At 42.8% G+C, this 22,545-nt stretch carries 25 protein-coding genes; all 25 read left to right on the top strand.

What is annotated here, in order from left to right; genetic code table 11:
- The first annotated feature begins 429 nt into the window (after positions 1-429).
- The 25 genes from yfmF to M3629_RS11815 all read left to right on the top strand — a co-directional run bounded on the left by yfmF (position 430) and on the right by M3629_RS11815 (position 22,459).
- Positions 430-1,713 carry an EF-P 5-aminopentanol modification-associated protein YfmF gene (gene yfmF, locus M3629_RS11935; protein ID WP_251506308.1) on the top strand — a complete coding sequence of 428 codons (1,284 nt, stop codon included), beginning with the start codon at positions 430-432 and terminating at the stop codon, positions 1,711-1,713.
- Positions 1,710-2,993 (top strand): EF-P 5-aminopentanol modification-associated protein YfmH, encoded by a 1,284-nt coding sequence (gene yfmH / locus M3629_RS11930; RefSeq protein WP_251506306.1) that lies wholly within the window; start codon positions 1,710-1,712, stop codon positions 2,991-2,993. The genes yfmF and yfmH overlap by 4 nt, the downstream gene beginning before the upstream one ends.
- Positions 2,994-3,018: 25 nt before the next feature.
- Entirely contained in the window at positions 3,019-3,870 is an 852-nt protein-coding gene (locus tag M3629_RS11925; RefSeq protein WP_251506304.1) for an ABC transporter ATP-binding protein, read from the top strand.
- Positions 3,871-4,512: an ABC-2 transporter permease gene (locus tag M3629_RS11920; RefSeq protein WP_251506303.1), complete on the top strand. Its 642-nt coding sequence runs from the start codon at positions 3,871-3,873 to the stop codon at positions 4,510-4,512.
- Between the two features lie 125 nt (positions 4,513-4,637).
- Complete coding sequence (gene lanKC / locus M3629_RS11915) at positions 4,638-7,262, top strand: class III lanthionine synthetase LanKC (protein ID WP_251506300.1); 2,625 nt, start codon at positions 4,638-4,640, stop codon at positions 7,260-7,262.
- 66 nt (positions 7,263-7,328) lie between these two features.
- The gene (locus M3629_RS11910) at positions 7,329-7,457 is read left to right on the top strand and encodes a class III lanthipeptide (RefSeq protein WP_251506298.1); all 129 of its coding nucleotides are present in this window, start codon (positions 7,329-7,331) and stop codon (positions 7,455-7,457) included.
- A gap of 35 nt (positions 7,458-7,492) precedes the next feature.
- A complete protein-coding gene (locus M3629_RS11905) occupies positions 7,493-7,621 on the top strand; it encodes a class III lanthipeptide (protein ID WP_251506297.1) in 129 nt (42 codons plus the stop codon).
- Positions 7,622-7,656: 35 nt separating this feature from the next.
- Entirely contained in the window at positions 7,657-7,782 is a 126-nt protein-coding gene (locus tag M3629_RS11900) for a class III lanthipeptide (RefSeq protein ID WP_251506296.1), read from the top strand.
- A gap of 175 nt (positions 7,783-7,957) precedes the next feature.
- Entirely contained in the window at positions 7,958-8,791 is an 834-nt protein-coding gene (locus tag M3629_RS11895; RefSeq protein ID WP_251506294.1) for a class I SAM-dependent methyltransferase, read from the top strand.
- 196 nt (positions 8,792-8,987) lie between these two features.
- Positions 8,988-10,211 carry an amidohydrolase gene (locus M3629_RS11890; RefSeq protein WP_251506292.1) on the top strand — a complete coding sequence of 408 codons (1,224 nt, stop codon included), beginning with the start codon at positions 8,988-8,990 and terminating at the stop codon, positions 10,209-10,211.
- A 302-nt stretch (positions 10,212-10,513) separates the two neighbouring features.
- Positions 10,514-10,981 (top strand): GNAT family N-acetyltransferase, encoded by a 468-nt coding sequence (locus M3629_RS11885; protein WP_251506290.1) that lies wholly within the window; start codon positions 10,514-10,516, stop codon positions 10,979-10,981.
- Positions 10,982-11,103: 122 nt separating this feature from the next.
- Positions 11,104-11,424, top strand: coding sequence for a GNAT family N-acetyltransferase (locus tag M3629_RS11880; protein ID WP_251506592.1), 321 nt, complete (start codon positions 11,104-11,106; stop codon positions 11,422-11,424).
- A 30-nt stretch (positions 11,425-11,454) separates the two neighbouring features.
- On the top strand, positions 11,455-12,192 hold the full coding sequence (locus M3629_RS11875) for a DUF1361 domain-containing protein (protein WP_251506287.1): 738 nt from the start codon (positions 11,455-11,457) through the stop codon (positions 12,190-12,192).
- Positions 12,189-12,812, top strand: coding sequence for a hypothetical protein (locus M3629_RS11870; protein ID WP_251506285.1), 624 nt, complete (start codon positions 12,189-12,191; stop codon positions 12,810-12,812). The genes M3629_RS11875 and M3629_RS11870 overlap by 4 nt, the downstream gene beginning before the upstream one ends.
- A 12-nt stretch (positions 12,813-12,824) precedes the next feature.
- Positions 12,825-13,769 (top strand): GNAT family N-acetyltransferase, encoded by a 945-nt coding sequence (locus M3629_RS11865; RefSeq protein ID WP_251506283.1) that lies wholly within the window; start codon positions 12,825-12,827, stop codon positions 13,767-13,769.
- Between the two features lie 162 nt (positions 13,770-13,931).
- Positions 13,932-14,456 carry a cysteine hydrolase family protein gene (locus M3629_RS11860; protein ID WP_251506280.1) on the top strand — a complete coding sequence of 175 codons (525 nt, stop codon included), beginning with the start codon at positions 13,932-13,934 and terminating at the stop codon, positions 14,454-14,456.
- Positions 14,457-14,550: 94 nt separating this feature from the next.
- The gene (locus M3629_RS11855) at positions 14,551-14,841 is read left to right on the top strand and encodes a hypothetical protein (RefSeq protein ID WP_251506278.1); all 291 of its coding nucleotides are present in this window, start codon (positions 14,551-14,553) and stop codon (positions 14,839-14,841) included.
- A gap of 6 nt (positions 14,842-14,847) precedes the next feature.
- Entirely contained in the window at positions 14,848-15,384 is a 537-nt protein-coding gene (locus tag M3629_RS11850; RefSeq protein ID WP_251506276.1) for a GNAT family N-acetyltransferase, read from the top strand.
- 33 nt (positions 15,385-15,417) lie between these two features.
- A complete protein-coding gene (locus tag M3629_RS11845) occupies positions 15,418-15,912 on the top strand; it encodes a DinB family protein (protein ID WP_251506273.1) in 495 nt (164 codons plus the stop codon).
- Positions 15,913-15,984: 72 nt separating this feature from the next.
- Positions 15,985-16,284, top strand: coding sequence for a hypothetical protein (locus M3629_RS11840; protein WP_251506270.1), 300 nt, complete (start codon positions 15,985-15,987; stop codon positions 16,282-16,284).
- Positions 16,285-16,290: 6 nt separating this feature from the next.
- Positions 16,291-16,638 (top strand): hypothetical protein, encoded by a 348-nt coding sequence (locus tag M3629_RS11835; RefSeq protein ID WP_251506268.1) that lies wholly within the window; start codon positions 16,291-16,293, stop codon positions 16,636-16,638.
- A 133-nt stretch (positions 16,639-16,771) separates the two neighbouring features.
- On the top strand, positions 16,772-17,770 hold the full coding sequence (locus tag M3629_RS11830; protein WP_251506265.1) for an endo-1,4-beta-xylanase: 999 nt from the start codon (positions 16,772-16,774) through the stop codon (positions 17,768-17,770).
- 241 nt (positions 17,771-18,011) lie between these two features.
- Positions 18,012-19,130: a response regulator transcription factor gene (locus M3629_RS11825; protein ID WP_251506590.1), complete on the top strand. Its 1,119-nt coding sequence runs from the start codon at positions 18,012-18,014 to the stop codon at positions 19,128-19,130.
- 4 nt (positions 19,131-19,134) lie between these two features.
- Positions 19,135-20,880, top strand: coding sequence for a sensor histidine kinase (locus M3629_RS11820; RefSeq protein WP_251506262.1), 1,746 nt, complete (start codon positions 19,135-19,137; stop codon positions 20,878-20,880).
- A 25-nt stretch (positions 20,881-20,905) separates the two neighbouring features.
- Positions 20,906-22,459, top strand: a complete 1,554-nt coding sequence (locus M3629_RS11815) for a response regulator transcription factor (protein WP_251506260.1) — start codon at positions 20,906-20,908, stop codon at positions 22,457-22,459.
- The last annotated feature ends 86 nt before the right edge of the window (positions 22,460-22,545 follow it).

Below are 22,545 nucleotides of genomic sequence, written 5' to 3'. Positions count from 1 at the left end.
AATTCAAAAGTTTACAAAAATACAAGCCGGTTTTCGATTCTAACGAAAACCAGCTTGTATTTTTGTTTTTGTTAATAGAAACATGCGGAAAACAGGTCTATGATGATCTGGCCCATTATTTTTAAGACAAAATAAGACAAGTGAATGTCGAAATATATTAAAATTCGTCGTTTTTTATTTAGCGCAATTTAGGTTTTAATGGGCAATTATGGTATATTTACGCCTTAGATTGTGATACAATTGTGGAAAATGTATGTAAAAATAGTTCTTATACTTAATATATGTAAAAGTTTGTATAATAAGAGAGGGATAGGGATTTCCTGTATCGATACGTGTATATAGAGTGAATATTACACATTTTTATGTTTTAACCTTGATCGGCAGTTATACATAATTCGTGATGAAATATATTAAGGGAGGGAATCTCAATTGGAAAACAAGCTAATATGTCCTGATGAGCGAGATGGCCTGCATCTTCATTTATACAACACGGAGAAGTTCAAGACAATTAGTGTGATGTTGACCATTAGGGCACCTCTTCGCAAGCAATGCATGACTTCGAGAGTATTACTTTCCCAGATTCTCAATGGAGGCTCTATGAATTACCCGACTCGTAAGAAAATACAACATAAGCTGGATGAGATGTATGGGGCGGAGCTTTCATGGGACACACATAAAAAGGGAGAAGAACATTGTATTTTTTTTAAGATGGAAATCTCGGCAGATCAATTTTTAAATGACGGTAATTCTTTATTACAATCCTCTTTGCTTCTATTACATGAAATTATATATAACCCCTTGCTTGAGGATGGAGCATTTCGTCCACAGATTGTTGAACGCGAGAAGCAGTTGTTAAAGCAGCGAATAGACTCCATGTTTAATGAAAAGATATTATATGCCCATGTTCGTTTGATAGAAGAGATGTATCAAGATGAAGATTATGCTATTCCGCCACTCGGGTCAAAAGAATTGATTGACTCTCTCCATGAGGTATCTGTGTTTCAAGTGTATGAAGATATGCTTAGGAATGATCGGTTTGACCTGTTTATCGTAGGAGCTTTTGACGAGAAAGCGGTCAGACTTATGGTAAAGGATATATTTTGTGAAGTTTACAATATCAAACCTACAAATAAAATTACTCATGACGACTCCGGAGTAGATGCAGTTAAAGTGATTCATGATCATCTTGATGTGCAGCAGGGAACGCTCCTTATGGGTTACAGAACGTTCACCACAATACAAGATGAGCATTATGAGGCTGCCAGAGTAGCGAATGCAATTTTCGGAAGGTTCCCGACCTCCAGGCTGTTTAGCTCGATTCGCGAGAAGCAAGGTCTTGCTTATTATGCCCAGTCCCAGATGGAAAGCAATAAAGGCTTGCTGGTAGCGATGGCTGGGATCGAATTTGATCATTATGACCGGGTGATCGAACTAATCAGAGAGCAAGAATACGCGATGAAAAATGGCCATTTTACTGAAGTGGAAGTTGAACAAGGGAAGTCACTGCTGATCAACATGTTGCTGGAAGCGCATGATTCTCCTGCAGGTATTATGGACATCTTCATTCAGGCCGTGGATAGCGGATCTTCGATTGAAATTCAAGACCATATCCAAAGAATTAGCAACGTAACAAAAGAAGATATCATATGCGCTGTGAATAAGTGGGAACTGGATACAATCTACTTCCTGAACAGAAAGGAGTCAACGATTTGAAGGCTACTCCGTATAAGAAACTCAACGAAACTATATTCTTTGAACAGCTCGAGAATGGTCTCGAGGTTTACATACTTCCCAAGAAGGACTTCCACAAAACGGTTGCAACACTCACCGTAAATTACGGATCAGTGCATAAGGAATTTTCTATAGCGGGAAGAGGAGATTCTGTTATATTTCCGGATGGGCTGGCTCATTTTTTGGAGCATAAAATGTTTGATTGCAAAGATTGGAATGTTTTTCATAGATTTGCCGAGCAAGGAGCATCTGTTAACGCATTTACAAGCTTTACACGTACAGCTTATACATTTTCGGCAACATCCAACATTGATGAGAATCTTGAAACTCTGCTCGATTTTGTTCAAGAGCCATATTTTACAGATGAAGCGGTCGAAAAGGAAAAAGGCATCATAGAACAGGAAATAAAGATGTATAACGATACTCCGGGCTGGCGCGCCAGGTTTGGAGTTATAGACAATCTATATACAAGTCATCCAGTGAAAATAGATTTGGCAGGGACTGTAGCATCCATTCAGAGGATCACCAAAGAAGATTTATACACGTGTTATCATACATTTTACCATCCTCGGAATATGCTGCTTTTCGTTATTGGACCTGTCAATCCGGAGGAAACGATAGAGCTTATTCGAAAAAATCAGGAACAGAAGAACTTTCCGCAAAGGGTAGAGGCTAACTGTATTTTCGCTGAAGAAAACAACAACGTGAATCGAAGGTCAAGCACGAGGCAGATGCCTGTCTCCGTACCTCAAGTATTCATAGGATACAAAGAAACAAACTTATCACGACGAGGCCAGGAGAGGCTTAAGTATGAGTTAGCTTTAAATGTATTGTTGGAATTGATGTTTGGCGTCAGTTCAGAAGCATACAATACAATGTATGATCTTGGTTACCTAGACACCTCGTTTCAGTTCGAACATACCAATGAAGGGGATTTCGGCTTTACAATCATAGGCGGAAACAGTCGTGAACCGGATAAGGTCATCACATGTATAAGCGAAACGATACACCGGTTCAAAATGGAATCGATCCCTGAGGAAGATGCGGAACGTGTAATCAAAAAAGAGATAGGTCGCTTCTTAAGTTCCATTAACTCACTGCAGTTTATCGCAAATCAATTTACACGTTATCGGTTTAACGAGATGGATTTATTTGATGTATTGCCCGCTCTAGAGGAGTTAACCAAATCTGATCTTGAAAATGTATTGCATGAGCATTTTTCTGATGAAGCCCAAACAACAGTAATCGTAAAAGATCAATGAACATGCATAAAACAGGAGTGAGCACATGGCTAATCTTCTCGAAATAAAAAATATTAGAAAATCATATGGGGGGAAGGATGCATTAAAGAATGTGTCATTTAATGTTCCTCCAGGATCGATCGTCGGTTTCATTGGGGATAACGGCGCTGGTAAATCAACAACGTTCAAAATAGTGCTTGGTCTTATATCCAAAGATGCGGGTACCGTTAACGTATTTGGCCAAGAAAATATGAATAAACACCCCGAAATCAAGGAGAGGATTGGAGTTGTATTTGATGCAGCCAATCTGCCTGCCCATCTGACCATCAAACAGCTAAATAAAGTTTTTGGACAAATATTTAAGTCCTGGGACGAGAATAATTTTCAACGTTTAGTACAGGTTTTCTCGTTGCCTACGGATAAAAAAGTAAATGAGTTCTCACGTGGAATGTCGATGAAGCTGTCCGTAGCGGTTGCCTTGTCACATCATGCCGAGCTATTGATTCTTGATGAAGCGACTGGAGGACTTGATCCTTCCTCAAGAGAAGAGATGTTAGAAGAGTTAAAAAGATTTGTGAGTGACGGTGTGGGCGGGATTGTGCTTTCCTCACACATTATGAGTGATATTGAGAAGATAGCAAGTCATCTTGTCATCATAAAGGAGGGTGAAATCTTGCTGAACGAAGAAAAGGCAAAGGTTTTTGAACAATATGCGATTGTAGATCTGCCTGAAGAACAACTTCGCTCGCTTGATCAGGAAATTGTGGTGGCCAAGAGAAATCGTGATTCTTATTATAGTGTACTCGTATCGGATAAACAGCAATTGCCAAGCGATATGGTAACTACACCTATTACAATGGATATGATTAGTCTACTATTGACAAGGAGTCAAGAATAAATGAAAGGTTTATTAATGACAAGTTATTATCTTGTATATCGGAGTTCGTTTTGGTATACAGGCTTGGCTATTTTGCTGTCGGTAATCATTTTGACGTATGCCGATGCTTCAATGCATCGTTTGGTTGCCATGTTAAATATTTTGCTTATGGTGATGACTGCGCTTGATGTCATTAAGTTTGAGGGTAAGTCAGGGTATGATAAATACGTTCTTACCTTGCCTGTGAGTAGAGGTCGTATTGTTCAAAGTCATTACCTGTTCTATTTCTTAGTTGTCATTTATGGTGTTTTGTTATCCTTCGGTATCTTCTATATTTATAGTTTGGTGTCAGGAACAGAGATTAACAATATGTTTCATGCAGTCTTTTTCGGGACATTCGCAGTTTTGATCACTGGAGGGATAAATTTCCCGCTCTATTATATATTTGGTTCAGAAAAGTCGGATTCCATTACATTAGGAAGTGTTGGCGGGGCGATATTGATCACAATTGTAACGCAGAGTTTCGTTGGGGGATTGGCAACGAGCATTGATGCCAATAATCCTGATCCATTCGTTCCTATCATTTATTTATTATTTGGTCTCATCGTCTATATTATATCTCTATTATTCTCGATATTGATCTATCAGAAAAAAGAATTTTGAAGATGAGGTGTCCATCATCTACCTCTAGGTCAAGTTTGTTTTGAACTTGGCCTGATAAGTTAATTCGCATAACAACGATAATTTAACAATTATTAGTTGGGTATTTGATTTCAGGAGGGATTGGTATGGAAGGGAATATGCTATACAACTTGTATCTAAAACCGGATTCGGAATACTACGGGAAGTTCGAAAGCCCTGAAGAAAAGACACACCTGTATGAACTGAGAGACCTTCCCAATACTTACGCTGTGATATCAGATCGTGACTCCGTTTGGAAACATTATCATGCTAAGGGCTCACACCTCCCCGATCAGGGGTGGAAAATTCATGTGACTGCTTTATTTGAAGAATCACAAACCTTGCTTGAGAAGGTTGCGAAAGTATGTATAGACGAAAAGGTTGAGTTTAAACATCTTAAGGATAAACAAAGTTTTATCAAGGTTAATTCAAAAAACGCCAGTCGTTCTTCTTCCGGAAAATTTATGACCATATATCCTGTAAATAATGAAGCATTCCTAAGGCTGTTGGATGCAATCTCTTTAGCGACATCGGATTTCCAAAAAGGACCCTATATTTTAAGTGATAGGAGATGGAAAGATAGCAATGTTTTTTACAGATATGGAGGTTTCAAAAGTATTTTTAATGAGTACGGGGAGCATTGTATCAGGGATAATCATGGCCGCTTGATTAAAGACGAGAGAACGCCTTTTTACCAGGTTCCTGATTTTGTAAAAGATTTTGACGATTATCTAAATACATTAAATGGTTCAACGGACTCTGATGATGCTGCTTCCAAGAGTGATAGCAATCTGGACCGTTACGAGATTGAAACCGCACTAAGCTATAGTAATGCAGGCGGAGTATATAGTGCGACTCGAAAGGAAGATAATCTTAGAGTCATCATCAAGGAAGCCAGACCTAATGCGGGTTTGGATGGGGGGGCTCATGATGCGCTGTCCAGACAAACCAGAGAATATGAAGCGCTGGTTAAACTTCAAGATATAAGCGGAGTCGTAAATTTCATCGAATATTTTCAAGAATGGGAGCATTTCTTTTTGGTGGAAGAATTCATTGAAGGAATAGATTTGAGACAATGGCTTGCGAAGCATTACCCTTTTTTCAGAGATCGCGAAGGAATGAACGAACATGCAGAACAGGCTAAAAAAATATTGCTGCAGCTCTATACGCTGATTGAAGAGATGCATCAAAAAGGTGTAGCTATGGGAGATTTCCAACCGGCCAACATTATGGTGATGCAGGACTTGACCGTAAGACTGATCGATTTTGAAACAGCTATGCCTGTAGGTTCTGATGAAAAGCCTACGATGATGACCATCGGATTTGCTTCTCAAAAGATAAAATTCAGTGGTGCAAGAGATTGGTTTGGATTGAAAAAAATCATAAGGTATTTGGCCCTTCCCGTTTTGTCTTCAGAAGTTTTAGATGTGCATTTACAGCATAACCACTATAGATGGATTAAAGAGTTGTATGAGGATTCTTTCTACGAATTTATTATCGACTTGCAAATGAAGTGCGACCTAAAAATCCAGGAGGTTCAGTCTTATTCTCCTGAAGAAATTAAACCTGATGCTCAGCTTAACAATTTGGATATATCTTCAATTATGACGAGATTAATCAAAGGACTCCAACATAATTTAACGAACGATGAGCGATTTATTAATGGAGACATCCGCCAGTTTGAGATGAATGGAGGGAGGTATAACTTCCTGACTGGAGGAAGCGGTGCTGCCTATGTATTAACCAGAAATAAAGCTAATACAGCGGATGTGAATCAATGGATTCAAGATTATCTGTTGAACCATTTAAATAAGATTGAAGAAAACGGTTTGATTACTGGGAAAACAGGAGTCTTGACCTTGTTATATGAAATGGGGTATCAGGATGTTGTTTTAAAAGAATTGAAGACAATAAGACAGCGTATGAACGACACCAACAATATCTCTTTACGTTCAGGTCTTTCAGGAATAGGACTGTTCGTCATTAGCTTGTATTTCGAAACAGGGGATTACGGTTATCTGATTTTCGCAAAAGAAGTAGAACAATTAATTGAAATGAAACGGGAGAAAGAAGGAATATTAAGCACCAATGACTGGATGGCTGTAGAGATCGGTGCAATAGATGGATTATCAGGTGTGTCACTCTTTTATTCTGCGATGTACTCCGCGACAAGTGATGCAGCTTATCTGGACAAGGCAAAGCAACTCATCCATGAAGATTTGAAGCAAACCATCAAGGATGAAGTTACTGGTTCGATGCAAACGTTGGATAACAGAAATCGTCAATTACCATATCTCTCGGGGGGATCGATTGGGATCGGTGTGTGCATATGGTTCCTCAACCATGTTAGTGGAGAAGACTTATTCCATGAAGAAATGAAGGCAATTACAAGGTTGTCCGGAATCTGTTCAACCATTAGTGGAGGATTATTTGACGGTGCAGGCAGTTTTCTATTGTTGGCCTCTATAGTGGAACAGAATCAAGAACGCGAACAAATGGTAAAAGAAGTGTTGAATCTACTGAATATATTTTTAATTGATAGACAGGAATATTATGTATACCCGGGTCAGTTTTCATATCGTTTAGCAGATGATGTGTACTCAGGCAGCTCAGGAATCATACTGGCATTGATGTGCATCGTTAAAAATAATCCGCTCTATTGGCTGCCGTTAATAAATCCTGATGAGTTTATGGCAAAAACCAAAGCGAACCATTTATTAGCTACCAACTAGCGGTGTTTGAGTATAAGGCATGAGTAGTATAAGAGTGCATTCTATGCAGGAAAGGAGGTGAAATCTATGAATAAAGTATTGGAGTTGCAAAAACTCGCAAAAGACAAAGAAGGTAAAGGCCAAGCGGTAGATGGAACAATCACGACGACATGGACAGTAACTACGTTCTTGTCAACCATCAGCAACAACTGCTAATGATGTCACTTTGATCATGAAAGGAGGTGGAGCACATGAATAAAGTATTGGAGTTGCAAAAACTCGCAAAAGACAAAGAAGGTAAAGGTCAAGCGGTAGATGGAACAATCACGACGACATGGACAGTAACTACGTTCTTGTCAACGATCAGCAATAGCTGCTAATGATGTCATTTTAATCATAAAAGGAGATAGAGCACATGAATAAAGTATTGGAATTGCAAAAATTGCCACATGACAAAGAAGGTAAGGGTAAAGCGGTGGACGCAACAGTGACGACATGGACGGTAACCGTGTTCCTGTCAACGATTAGCAACAATTGTTAATTTGAATTCCGGAAAGTAGATATACAAGGAAATTCGCAATAATAATCTGTGCAACGCTGTTATGGGAGTAATCGTTACTGTTGCTTAGCTGATATGCAGCTGTTTCTTCAGCTAAGCAGCAATAACTCTTTGACAGCTACCTATCCATCTAATTTAAACAGAAGGAGAGACTATAATGGGAAAACTGTTAGAACTGGCGAAGATTCCAGAGCCATTCGAGGAAGGTTCCGTACAAGTCTGGCTTGACGAGAGCAGGGTTGACCAGGTTTTGAAAGCTCATTTCGACGAAAACATTCCTGGTGGCAGTAAAAGTAGTGAATTCATTAACGAAACCATTGATTTTATTCACACGATTGCGCCTTTGGACCAGCATAAAAAAGTTGTTGATCTCGGCTGTGGACCAGGTTTATATGCTCAAAAATTAGCGAAGAAGGGCTATGAGGTAGTGGGTGTAGACTTCAACCCCAAATCAATTGAGTATGCGAGGCAGGAAGCCGCCAAAGAGGACTTATCCATTGAATACAGAAACGAGGATATGACGAGCATTGAACTCGAAAGTGAGTTTGACGTAGCTTTGTTAATTTATGAAATTTATAGTGTGTTTAGCCCGGAAAATAGAAAGAAAATACTTAACAACATCCATCGGGGTTTAAAACCCGGGGGATTAGTTCTGCTGGATGTATTATCAGAACATAGCTATGAAAAATTCGAGACCCAATTTATGTGGGGACTCACCAGAAAAGATAACCCGTTCTCCCCGAAAAAGCATCTGTCCTTATACGCTTCTGTAAAATATCCTGATTATGTGACATTATCCAAAAATCTTCTGGTCTTTGATGACGGCGAATTAGTAAATTATCATTACTGGAATCAGCATTTTACTATAGAGAGCCTGCAAAAAGAAGTGAACGATTCCGGATTTACAATTGAAAAAGTATACGCAGATGTAAATGGCGCGGAGTATCAATCAGACTTGGACACCTTTGCCGTAATCTTAAAGAAAAAGTGAAAACAGGATTGCCTCGGCCAGCAATCTTGACATAATATACAATGAATGTTTGGAGGGCGCTCCTCTATTTATATTGCTGTTCTATCCCTACACTATGATTCCTTCTTGAAGCTTGAAGTGGTATGGTAAACTAAAACAAAAAAATGGTTTGTTATAACAACAGGAAACATGCCAGATATCAAGAGGTGAATGATCTATGCAAAAGACATATTGGCTGACAAACGTTATTTTGGAACAAGGGTACAGTCGTGAAGGGACAGAGGTAACAGGCACACAAACAGGACTTGCGCATCTTCGAATTGAGAACGGAGTCATCGCTGCGATTGTGGACGGTAATGAACCACTGGCAGACGATCTTCCATCGTTGGATGGCAGAGGACTGCTTCTGCTGCCTTCGTTCGAAGAAGCACACATTCATCTGGATAAAACCTATTATGACGGGGCTTGGAAAGCGGTCAGACGCAGCTCCAGCATCTTTGATCGTATTGAGGAAGAGAAGGTACTGTTGCCCAAGTTGCTACCCGATGCGAAACGGCAGGCGGAAAGCATCCTTGCACTAATACAGGGTTATGGCTCTACACGCGTTCGTGCGCATTGTAACATCGAACCGGTCAGCGGACTGAAACGATTGGAAGCAACCAAGCAGGCTCTAGAGAGTTATACAGGTAAAATATCTTCAGAGATTGTCGCATTCCCGCAGCATGGGCTGTTGCGATCCAACTCGGTTGAACTCATGGGACAAGCTATGACAGAGGGTGCAACGCATGTTGGTGGACTTGATCCGTACACTGTTGATGAGAACATCGGAAAATCGCTGCATACCATGATGGAACTGGCAGTCAAACATCAGGCAGGGATCGATATGCATCTGCATGATGGAGGCGAAGCTGGTAAGCAAACGTTACTGGAACTTGTGAGGCTGACTGAAGAAGCAGGGCTTCACGGTCAGGTGACGGTTAGCCACGCGTTCTGGTTTGCAGGAGCCGAGAAGCAGGAGGCCGAAGAGATGGCGAGCCGCATGGCGTCTCTGGGAATGAGTGTGGCTTCAACGGTGCCGATTGGCAGAATGATGATGCCGCTTCCGATGTTGCAACGTGTGGGTGTGAACGTGAAACTGGCGACAGACAGTCTGACGGATCACTGGTCTTCTTTTGGCAGTGGGGACATGCTTGAAAAGGCAGGACGCTTCGCCGAGCTGTATGGATATAACGACGAGTTATCGTTGTCCCAGTCGCTGGCTGTGATTACGGGCGGACTGACCCCGTTGAATAGAGCAGGAGAGCAGATATGGCCGAAGGCTGGGGATGCAGCGAGCTTTGTACTAGTGCAGGCGAGTTGTTCAGCTGAAGCGGTTGCCCGCAGAGCCGACAGGAAAGTCGTGTGGTATCGGGGACAATTGGTGAGTGGAACTCTAGCTTAACTGACGTCACCTAAAGAACTAATAAACGAAATACAGGTCAAAGATGAAGCCACGAGTGTCGTGGTTTTTTTGCATGAATAAACATGAACTGTGGTGAACTATTTTAGCAACTTATATAGCACATGTGGAGGAAGAAATTATACGCATGACCTACATTCTGGGTTATGATAGATTATAGTTTTACTATTGAAGGCGTTAATCCTATGCACATTACATATGCTTTGCAGGCAAACCATGCATACCTTCTTGAACAAAACCGCCAAAAGAAAATGGAAGCATTCATAGATGAAGGAGAATGAGATATGCGTAATCACATGGAGGAACAAGTCGCTTTGCGACCGATTACACCGGAAAATGAAAGTGAGTGCACCCGTCTGCAACCGAGGGAAGATCAACTCACACTGGTAGCGAGCAATGCGGATTCATTAATTCATGCGACCAAGGAAGTGACTTCGAGACCTTATGGAATCTATGCAGGAAATGACATGGTCGGGTTTATTTTATTTGACAATGAGATTTATACGGATGGGCATTACTGGATTCTTCGTTTTATGATTGATGAGAAACATCAGGGACAGGGATATGGGAAGCGTGCCATCCAGGAAGTTATTCACATATTGCAGGAGCGAAGTGATTGCCGGCAAATCAGGGTATCTCACGTTCCGCATAACGTTGCGGCTAATGCACTGTACAAGCGTTGTGGGTTTCAGGAAACAGGTGAATTTGAGGATAACGGCGATGTTATTCTAGGTTATCAGGTCAGAGAGTAGGGGGCAAATAAAAAATGATTAGAGAAGCCGAAGCCAGAGATGCAGCAGCTATTGAAAGATTGTACAGGGAACTATTGCCTAACCACACGGATACCGAGGTGCTGACCGAACGAATTGAATAGATCAAGCGCCATGCACACAGCTTCCTTTTTGTTTATGAAGCCCGGGAGCAGCTAGTCGGTACGGTACATTTACATATCTGCTTAGATGCTCTCGCAGGAAATCGACCGTTTGGATTGGTTGAAAGGGTCATTATGTCTAGCGAAGTGCAAGGCAAGGGATACGGTACAGAATTAATGGAACATGTGGAACAGGTATGTTTGCAGATGAATGTATCCAAAATACTCCTCGCTAGCGGGGCTTCTAGGCAAAGGGCCCATCAATTTTATCAAAAGCTAGGGTACGATGGCGAGTCCAGCAAAGCATTTAAAAAATATCTATGATTTTTTAAGGAGAAGGGTCAGTCCAACAAGATGCGAAATAACCAACACCAATACCAGATTTTGAACAAAAAATGTATTGTATTAGCATTTACATTGCTGCTTATGACGTTATGCAGTCTTGGTATTGCGATGTATCTGCGTGCAAAGTCAGGCTCGAATAGGTATGCGTTTTTGGGCTGGGACATGTTTCTGGCATGGGTCCCGTTGATCATTTCAACGATGATTGCTCTTATCTTTCGAAGTAAGGCGGTGAGACCTGGATGGCTGAGCAAGACATTGATAGGTGTACTCGGTCTAATCTGGCTTTTCTTTCTACCTAACGCGGCCTATCTGTTTACGGAAATGTTGCATGCATTCCGGTATTTTATTGCTCAGCCCGAGAGTCCTTTTTGGTTCGACATGGATTTCTGGTATAGTCTGACCCTTACGTTTGGTGTAGCTATCGTAGGGCTGATGCTCTCCATATGTTCTATAAGGCAAATAGAACATGTGTTGCAATTGCTCGTACACAGGTCCGTGGGCTGGATCATTGTCGGGTTTATTTTACTTCTAAGTGGTTTGGGCGTATATATCGGGAGATTTAATCGCTGGAATTCATGGGATATCGTGTCCAGACCCGGGCAGATTGTTATCGATTTGATGCATGATTTAAGTTCAGCAAGCGGTCTTCTGGTGGAGTTCGTTACGCTGATGTTTGTGATCCAAGGATTCGCATATATCATTATTTCATTGATAAGTAGTTCGATCACACGGGAGGGGAAGAAATGAGCAATACTTCTGATTTTACCAAGCAACTGCCTGGCATTTCTGAATGTCGGCAAATCTTCAAGGCTGTAGCGATGCTGGATGCGATTCTAATGCCAGAATGGGAGTACAGGTACTATTCGTACAATGCGCAGTGGGATGCAAATGAACAGATGGCTTCAATGCGAGATGGGGAGGGGGATCACTATTTCGCGTTGTTTGATTCGAGTAACCGTTTGATCATCAAGGGTTACGACAAAGCTTATGCTTCCTTACATAAAGATCAACTTGATGATGTATTAGAGCGTGTGCCGGAAGTCTTCAAAACGACGTTTCTGAACGAGCCTGCTTTTATGATGGATCAGACCACCTTCTGCGTCTGGAATGATAAGGAGAAGAATGAGTGGACTTCTAGTCAAAAGATCGCGGATGAAAATTATCCCCTGCTGCAAGTTCTTGTGGGCGGTGCAGCGTATTATCATGCTTGGGCTCAAGAGTATTATGAGGTTGAACTGGAATTAGAGCCTATTCAACATGTTTTTGATATGAAACCGTTGGATGAACAATTGCTGCAAGCGTTAAACCCAGAGATCGAGTTAGACGAGTTGGAAGAGGACATTGCAGAAATTGGATACCCGGCTTAGGAGGAAGGACTTATGCATTTAACAGAATGGTCTGCAGATATACTTCAATATGATCTGTCGGATGAATACTCAATTCGCCTTGCGGATGTTACGGAGTGGGGGTTATTTTGCACCATTTATTATGATATGGGGTACGTTGGATTTTTCAGGGAAGAAGAATTCAATTCCACAAAATGCAATGCGTACTGGATTTATAGGGGAGAAAGCAAGATAGGCGGTGTTCGAATGGAGCCTAACCAAATGTATCATTTGTTTATCATCCCGCCATTCCAGCAGGGTTTTGAGATCGTCAAGCTGCTGAAACATAAATTGATGCAGTGGTCAGATCGCAGCAAACGTATTCTGACATTTGAGATTCTTCCAGGTCAAGTCGACTGGTTTGCGAGAGCCGGATTTTGGCCAGCCGAGTTCAGATGTCGCTGGATGCAGCGGCCTACGGATCATTTTGATATCGATTGGGGTATAAGGATGACCGCGAAAAGTCCAGTGATTATTGAAAAAGGATCAGGCGGTTTCAAATATGTAAACGAAGAGGAAATTGCCCAGTGTGATCTGGAAAGTTTCGGTGGAAGTCTGGAAGCAACGCGCAGAAAACAGAGCTCACTAGAAGATTTTACACCTGACGAAGATCCTAACTATATGAACGAAATTCTGACTCAGGCATCTACATTGGTATATGATCAGGAAACAGGAAAACTGGTCGCTAACTGCCGGTTATGTCTACAGGACAATCAGGCAGCGGTGTACAGTATTGGTGTTATTCCTGCGTATAGAGGCAGAGGACTTGCTACCCAGATGTTACAAAGAGCATTAACGATGCTCAAGGGACACTATCCTTTTTTGCGGCTGTATGTGATGGAAGGTAATGAGGCGGAGTCGGTATATCTGAATCTGGGTTTTGTTCAAGGTGTGCAGGAAATTCAGACGATGTATATTCCTGAGGAGGAAGCGGAATGAAGGTTGCCGTTGTAACCGATATTCGCGTAACTCGAAAAAGGAATTATTAGCGAACAGGTGCGATCTGGTGAGATCGCCTTTTCTCGTTCAGTTGTTGAAGAAAAGACTGTAACTAAAGTTCAATTCCGTTTGTTTTTATTATAAGAACAGGAGGAATGCATAATGGCTGATTCTACCGCATTGGTTATTATTGATGTGCAGAGGGCGATGTTTGATGAGCCAGATCCGGTATATCAGGGCGAGCAGTTGCTAAGAAACGTTCAGGAGCTTATTGGGTCGGCCCGTGATGCAGGGCATCGTGTCATTTATATACAGCACAGTGAAGGAACAGGGAGCCCGCTGGAGCGCGGAACAGCCGGATGGGAGATTCATTCGTCCATTGCGCCTCATGAAGGTGATCTGATTGTTGAAAAAGAGACCCCGGATTCGTTTCACGAAACCAATCTACAAGCGAAATTGCAGGAATTCGGTGTATCCGAGCTGATTCTTGCAGGTATGCAGACAGAGCTATGTGTGGATACCACTTGCCGTCGAGCGTTTAGTTTGGGATATAAAGTACAATTGATCCGAGATGCCCACAGTACATGGGACTCTAGCGCGCTTCGGGCAGAGCAAATTATTGAACATCATAATTCGGTGCTGAGTATGTTCGCTCATGTGGTGGACATGGCATATGTTACGAGGTGATACGCCATCAACAAGACGTGATAGCATTCTGATCAAGAGCTGGAAGGAACCTAATACGGAGGAAATCTGGCGAAGGAGGAAAGGAGGAGACGTAATGAAGATACACAAAAGAATATTCAATCTGTCGGCTTGGCTTGCTGCACTAGCTGTACTGATTATTCCCGGTACTTTGCATACGGAAGGGGGGCCACTTCGAACCGAGTATGGGTTCCCGCTGCGTTTTTTGACAGACTACCATATTTCTAATTCAAATGGATCGATATGGTTTATATCGGATATGCATATTAATTTACTAGTATATTTCGTGAATGTTCTATTTATTTATGCTGGAATACATGTGATTGTCTATCTCAAAAAAAGATTAACTAAGAAATCAATGGAGTGAATCATAATGAAACATCTTCCTTCAAGCTGGAATTCAGAGAGGCTAATCATTTCAGATGTGAGGTCTTTCGAGATTGTCGAACTTCAGAAACTATATGATACAAGCCGCTATATCCAGGAATGGGATGGACAAGAAAACGATGCGAATTACGTTAAGAATTGCGTAGAACATGGTAATCTTCCCCCGGGTGGTATATTAGCCAATTATAGAATTCAAAGTATACGCACGCTTGAGGAGAATCAGACGATCGGGATGTTAAGCGTATATCATGGCTACCCTGCTGAACCTGTATTGTATTTGGAGTTTTTGTATATTCTGAACGGAGTTCAGAAACAAGGTTACGGCCAGGAAATGATGTCTGCCTTAACTGAGCAGCTTGCCACTCTGGGTTATGATGAGATTAGAATCAATGTTGCACTCAAAAATTGGCCAGCTTTACGCTTCTGGTTTAGATCGGGTTTTAGCCAAATCGGCGGCATTTATGGTGATGAAAAACATACACCAAACCATTTTGCAAATATGGAGTTGATCAAGAAGCTATAATGACCTGAGTACATCAAAATAGGAGGCTACGGTATGGAAACCTTTTTTCGCTACAACTGGATCGTGCGCGAACAATGGTATGCGTGGTGTGCAGACCTGCCGCCAGAGGAGTTGCTTCGACCGCGTGCAGGTGGTGTGGGAAGTATCCTGAAGACTTTTTTTCATATTATTGATGTCGAGTGGAGCTGGCTCCAACTGCTACAAGGAAAACCGGATACTGCGGAGGATTTTGCAAACTACCAGACGCTCGAAGCCGTTCGTGAGCTGGACCGTAAGCTACATCAAGATGTAGAAGCATTTGTTTTATTGTGGGAGCCGAGCTTCGAAAAGAGAACTTACATCGCCCGCCGAAGCGACGGACACGTGGATATCGATGCTTGGGGCGAAGTGATGCGTCATGTAATTGCACATGAAATTCATCATATAGGGCAGTTATCTGTATGGGCAAGAGAACTTGGCCGAGAGCCCGTATCTGCTAATGTTATAGGCAGAGGATTGATTGAACCTAATCATGATGAAGGACCGTGAGGTGAGTACAAGTGGTACAACTGACAGTATCCGCTGGGTTCAACAGGATGAAGCGAATACACCGTTATAGACTTGATCAACGGACAGTACGGAGACCCGAGATATGATGCAGCATGGTCTGTTTTTCTAATCAACATCTATAACGGTGAAGAGTATGGAATGTTTTATCGGGCTGAATTACAAGCGATTGCCTACAATACGCTGGACGAAGAAGAGGGTTTTGAAGCATTGGCCTGGTTACGTTGGGTGTTGCTCGCGCGCGAAGGGGATGCCAAAATACGAATTCGGTATTCGAAATATCTTCTCGAGGTGGCCTACAAGCCTGTCTTAAACTCACATTTTCTGCATACCTATGGTAGTAGAGGAGCGTGATGAGTAATGGAGCAGAAGGTACAGGCTTACTTCGAACTGAAACAACAGCAGAAAGAGATTGAACAACAGTTATCTCTATTGAGAGATGAGATTGTGGCATACTGTGCGCAGCAAGGCGTATATGAGACCGAAGTAGGCGGATATAAGGTGAAAATGGTGCTCCAGCACCGCAAGGAATATGACGATCAGAAGCTGTATGCATCGTTGCCTGACCCGGAGATCTGGAGGCTGCTGTCCAAGGTGGACAGCCAGAAGCTGAAAAGCCTGATCAAACTTAATGTTCTCTCCGAAGAACAAGTAAGCCCGGCATGTACGGTGAAGCAAGTGACTTTGCTACAGATAGACAAGTTATAACGTATATTGCTTGTATTTCTCCTTTTGTGCTGAAATTGGTAGAATTTCAGGGGGAAGAAAGTTTATTTTGTTCAGGGAAAGCGCATTCATTATCCGTTATGATGAAGAAACAAATCTGCGAGGAGGAACCAGGATGTCTACCGAAATTCCGTCCCTACATGCTGCTTATGCCGATGCGTTCAAAATAGGTGCAGCAGTACATACGAGAATGCTACAATCCCAAGGGGAATTTATTGCGAAGCACTACAATAGTGTTACTGCGGAGAATCAGATGAAGTTTGAAGAGGTTCATCCGCGAGAGCATGAATATACGTTTGAGGCAGCAGATGAGATTGTTGATTTTGCAGTGGGCCGGGCGATAGGTGTTCGTGGTCATACCCTGGTGTGGCATAACCAGACGCCAGCATGGGTGTTTGAGGATGCTTCTGGCGGCCCTGCTTCGAGAGAACTGATGTTGTCCCGGTTGAAACAGCATATCGATACCGTCGTTGGTCGTTACAAAGGACAGATCTACGCATGGGATGTGGTGAACGAGGCCATTGAGGATAAGACCGATTTGGTTATGCGAGATACAAAATGGCTGCAATTGATTGGAGAAGATTACCTGGCACAGGCATTCCATATGGCTCATGAAGCTGATCCTGATGCATTGCTGTTTTACAACGATTACAATGAGACTAACCCGGTCAAACGGGAGAAAATATACAATCTGGTACGATCACTGTTGGATCAAGGGGTTCCGGTTCATGGTATTGGCATGCAGGGTCACTGGAATATTCACGGACCGTCCATTGAGGAGATTCGTCAAGCCATTGAACGTTATGCTTCACTAGATGTGCAGCTTCATGTCACTGAACTAGATTTATCAGTGTTTCAGCATGATGATCGGCGCACCGATCTGACAGAGCCAACGCCTGAGATGATGGAGCTTCAGGAGAAACGGTATGAGGAGATTTTCAAGCTGTTCCGGGAGTATCAATCCAATATTACTTCTGTAACATTCTGGGGTGCGGCTGATCATTATACTTGGCTGGATAATTTCCCGGTACGCGGCCGCAAAAACTGGCCATTTGTGTTCGATACCAAGCTACAACCGAAGGATTCATTTTGGCGCATTCTCGGGCAAAAGTAAAGAGAAGGCTAAGGCAAAATTTCAGGCTCAATTTAGATATACGTTTAAGCTAAGCATACAGCGCTCTGCTGAGTGTTTCGGAATTACAGCCTTACATGCGGACCCCATAAAAAGGGTTAAGCCTGTAAGGCTTTTTTGAAGTATCTTATATATAGAGCAGATATATTCGAATAATAGCATTGTCACATGGACGGTACGATGCCATACTGGAGAAAAAAAGGGGAAATGGCAGGTGAATCCAATGTACAAGGTCATTGTAGCTGATGATGAGCCGTTTATGCTGGAAGGCTGGAAAACGATGATCGATTGGCAAGGCTGCGGATATGAGTTGTGTGGAACTGCGACTGACGGAGAGGAAGCACTGGAACTGATCAATCATGTAAATCCGGATTTGGTGGTAACCGATATCCAGATGCCAGTGCTTGATGGACTTGGTCTGATCCGGACCATGCGTGAAGAGTTAAAATATGATTCTCAGATCGTGATCGTAACAGGCTATTCAGAGTTTGGTTATGCACAGCAGGCGATACGGTATCGGGTGAATGAATATGTGCTCAAACCTTTGGTGCCAGAAGAAATTCACGAATTATTACGGAATCTGATCATACCGCTGGATACTCAGCGGCAGGAAATAGAGATCCAGCTTGCGGAAGAACAATATGGCGTCATGGAGATGCCGGACACAACTACGGATGAAGGCAGCATGCTAGATGAGGCGGATCTGGAGAAAATGGCCTCGCGCGCCCGGCAGTTTATCGCATTAATCGAGGCAGGAGATGTAACAGGCGTTGCTCGCACTGTCGATGATATGCTACAGGAGATACAAGAATCTCGGGCCGCGATGATCTGGGCTCAAAGCGCCGTTAGATATATCCATGGAGAACTGCTACGCAGATATAACATGATCGGAGCAGATCAGACTCTTCTCCAAGTACGGACCTGGCATCATACAGAGAGTTGGTTCATGGGAGACTTGAAGAAATTGTTTGTTCGAATTACGGAAACGTTTGCTTCAATGGCTCAGGCGGATCCGGGTTCCAGTGGTCTGGTGGCAGAGGCTGTCCAGTATCTGAAAGAGCATTATCGTACCAAAATTAAACTGCAGCAGCTCGCCAATCACATTCATGTCAACGCGGCTTATCTAGGCCAGCAGTTCAAGCGTGAGATGGGAGTCAGCTTCAGTGAATATGTTCATCGTCTTCGTATTGAAGAGGCACGCAGGATGCTCCGCCGAACCAATATGAAAATCTCAGATATTGCATTTGAATTGGGATATCATGATGCGGAGTATTTTACAGAAAAATTTAAAGCGCTTACAGGTGAGCTCCCATCTCTATATAAAAACAACAACCAAGGGTGATCATGTGCATAAGAAAAAGAGGACGTTTCATACCGTAAACGACATCCCCCTTCGATATAAATTTCTGCTGATCTATGTGGTCAGTATTCTTCTTCCGATTATTGCGATTAATCTGTTTTTTTATCAACGAACATCTGCAGATATCAAAGTGCGGGAACAGGAAAATCTGCGCAAATCAATTGACAGGGCCGCCGGAGAATTGGTCGGTATGATAGATGAAAGCGTGGCGCTAAGCCGTATGATTGCCGCGGATGATTCCTTGTATGAAGCACTGGATCGTACCTACGCGTCACCTGTGGATTATTACAACGAGTATCATGTGTTCTTGCGTGATAAATTGACACGGTATATGTCTGCTAATATTTTGGAAGTCCGAATTTATACGGATAACGATACGATTCAGACGGGCAGTCATTACATCGTCATGAAGGACAAAGAGACATCGTTGCCGGGCATGGAGCAGTTAAATCAAGCAAACGGTGATATTTTAGTTATCGATTACGAAGAACAGTCTGGATTTAGCCGAGGGAAACGAATTAGTGTCATCGGGAAAATGAAAACCTTTACTTCATACGCCAACTATGCGAAGTATTCCAAAATTGATCTCGAAGTGAACCGTATTTATAGCATCCTTAATCGTGAGACGAACAGCCTGCAGCTCAGGCTTGTGGACGGAAATAGCCGTCCGGTCGTTTCCAGTTCACGTTTCCCGGTAGAGGGATGGTCTTCCGATGTGAATTCCGAATATATCATGGAGAAGTCTCTTGGTAATCTGGCTTATCTGGACGGCTGGAAGCTGATCGGGGTTGCGGATACGCGGCATGTGGATCAGTTGTTGGACGAAGCGCGTAATTCCATTTTGTGGCTGGCAATTATCAGTGTCATCGTACCATCGGTGCTCATTTACTTTATTTTGCGTTCGTACCATTACCGTATCCGTAAATTGTCACGGCATATGGAGAAAGTGAGAAATGAACGTTTTGACCTGATTGAAATCCAGGAAGGACGGGACGAGATTGGTGGGTTAATTCGCACGTTTAATATGATGATTAGCAAAATCCATTCTCTGATTAATGACGTATACAAATTGGAAATCAGACACAAGGATCTGGAACTGGATCAAGTCCGAACGGAGTTATCTATGCTCCAGAGCCAGATGAATCCACACTTTCTGTTTAATACACTGAACGCACTACTCGTCGTGAGTACTAAAAACGGCTACACCGAAGTATCCGAAATTATTAAAAGCTTATCTTTACTCATGAGACAGTTGCTTAGCAGATCAGACAATCTGATCCCACTCGAAGAGGAGTTACAATTTACAACACTTTATCTTCAAATTGAGAAGTTCAGGTTCGGAGAGTTGTTTGATTATACTCTAGATATTGACCCAAAGGCTGCGGGCAAACGTATTCCACGCATGAGTATTCAGCCGCTGGTGGAAAATGCTTGCAAACATGGTTTGCAAGCACGCAAGACTGGACGATTAATTCATATTACCGCAAAGCTAGGTGAATCCGGACTAGTTATTCGGGTCATCGATAACGGGATCGGGATGGAACAGGATAAACTGCGGCAATTAATACAGGATGTACGCTCGGATCAGGCGAAGGACGGTTCACATGTGGGCATTCGTAATGTCTATCGCCGCTTGGAATTATTTTATGAAGGGGATGCAACGTTCACGATTCGCAGTGAGAAAGGCAGCGGTACGGAAGCCGGATTCCATATTCCGACAGATAGACTGTGACTGATGAACAAAGGGGGACAGGAAGATGTATAAAGTATTATTGGTCGATGATGAGCCGTTTGCGATTGAAGGCTTGCAGTTGTTAATTGATTGGCGAAAATTTGGATTCGAAATTAACGGTGTGTGCACCAATGGGGAAGAGGCAGTCGAAGCGATCCGTACGAGTAAACCTGATCTGGTTGTTACGGATATTCATATGCCAGCGATGAACGGGTTGGAATTGATTGAAGAGGCACGCCGCCAGGGGCATGATTCCACAATGTTTGTTATTACAAGCGGTTATAGCGATTTCAATTACGCAAGGCAGGCCATTCGTCTTGGTGTAAGCAATTATTTAACCAAACCTGTGGATACGGTGGAAGCAGACGATATGCTGGAGCGACTGGCGCAGGAGTTGAAGGAGAAGCAACAGCGCGACAGTGTTCGAGAACAAGCCAAAGTACAAGAAACTCGGCATGTTTTGACTACACTGGTCACCGGACAGGAAGTTGAGGATGCAGAACAGATGGCTCACGATATCGCTCATTTGTATGAACAAGTTCAGAAGTGGACGTATGTGAAAGTAAGATTTCAGCGTGCTGATTCTGGTCAGGTTCGCTCGTTGATTCATGAGACCGTGAGCGGTGAATCATGCTGTTATGTGGTGGAAAATGAACTGGATTGCTGCGGTATCGTATGGGGCGAAGGTTCTTCGGGGCCAGAAACAGGGCAAGGAAGAGCTCATCGGGATTTTGCAGAAAGGCTGTTATCTGCCTTGAATGAAGTTGTTCCAGACGGAGTACAGTGTGCCGTAGGTCTACCTGTGCAGCAACCAGAAGCCTTATCTCTTTCTAGAAGTATGGCTGTCGAAACGGAGCGTTTTTTGTTTCTGCACGAGGGAAATTTGCTATTCGCCGAAGATCTCCAGGAACAACGTCTAAGGTTTAATCCCGAATCTCTCCGTGAAGTGGATCTTATTATGGAGCATCTGGAGAACGGTTCGCCAGAACAGCTCAGTCTGTCTATTAGGGAAGCCTTCGATCAATTTGTAATGAACCAAACTGCACCTGAATTTGTACACATATTCATGACTCAGATTTTATTCCGTGGTTTTTCTCTGTGCAAGGAGCTTGGGGGGGAAACGAAGGATCTATTGCTAGATACAGCCCTTTACTCCGATGACCGGTATCACTGGAATATTGAGAAATCAGCGAGTATGCTGGAAAAATTTTGCCTGACGTGTCAAGCAGTGGCATCCTCTCTTCGTCATAAACAGCTCGGCGGAACACAGGCGATGGTAGCTGAGTATTTGCAAGAGCATTTTAGAGAGACCTTTACTATTAAGGAGCTGGCCGAACGATTCTTCATGCACCCTGTGCATCTGGGCCAATCTTTTATGCGCAAATATGGCAAGGGTGTCCTCGATATGGTTCATGACCTAAGGATAGAGGAAGCGATAAGGCTGCTCAGAGATTCGGATGACGCTTCATGTGCGATTGCAGAACAGGTTGGTTATAAAAGCTACCAGCATTTTCTAAAACAATTTGAGCGAAGAACAGGGCTGAAACCGGCTGAGTATCGCCTTAAGCATACTAAGTAGAGCGAATATAAGGAGGTATGATGCGGTTTAAGAGCTCCTGCAATTAAGGGGGGGAGATGCTTAAATCTGTTTATTTTGAAACCGCA

The sequence above is a fragment of the Paenibacillus polysaccharolyticus genome (assembly GCF_023714295.1).
Lineage (GTDB): Bacteria > Bacillota > Bacilli > Paenibacillales > Paenibacillaceae > Paenibacillus > Paenibacillus polysaccharolyticus_A.
The sequence above is the reverse complement of the archived record's forward strand: the minus strand, read 5'-3'. Positions and strand labels throughout refer to the sequence as shown.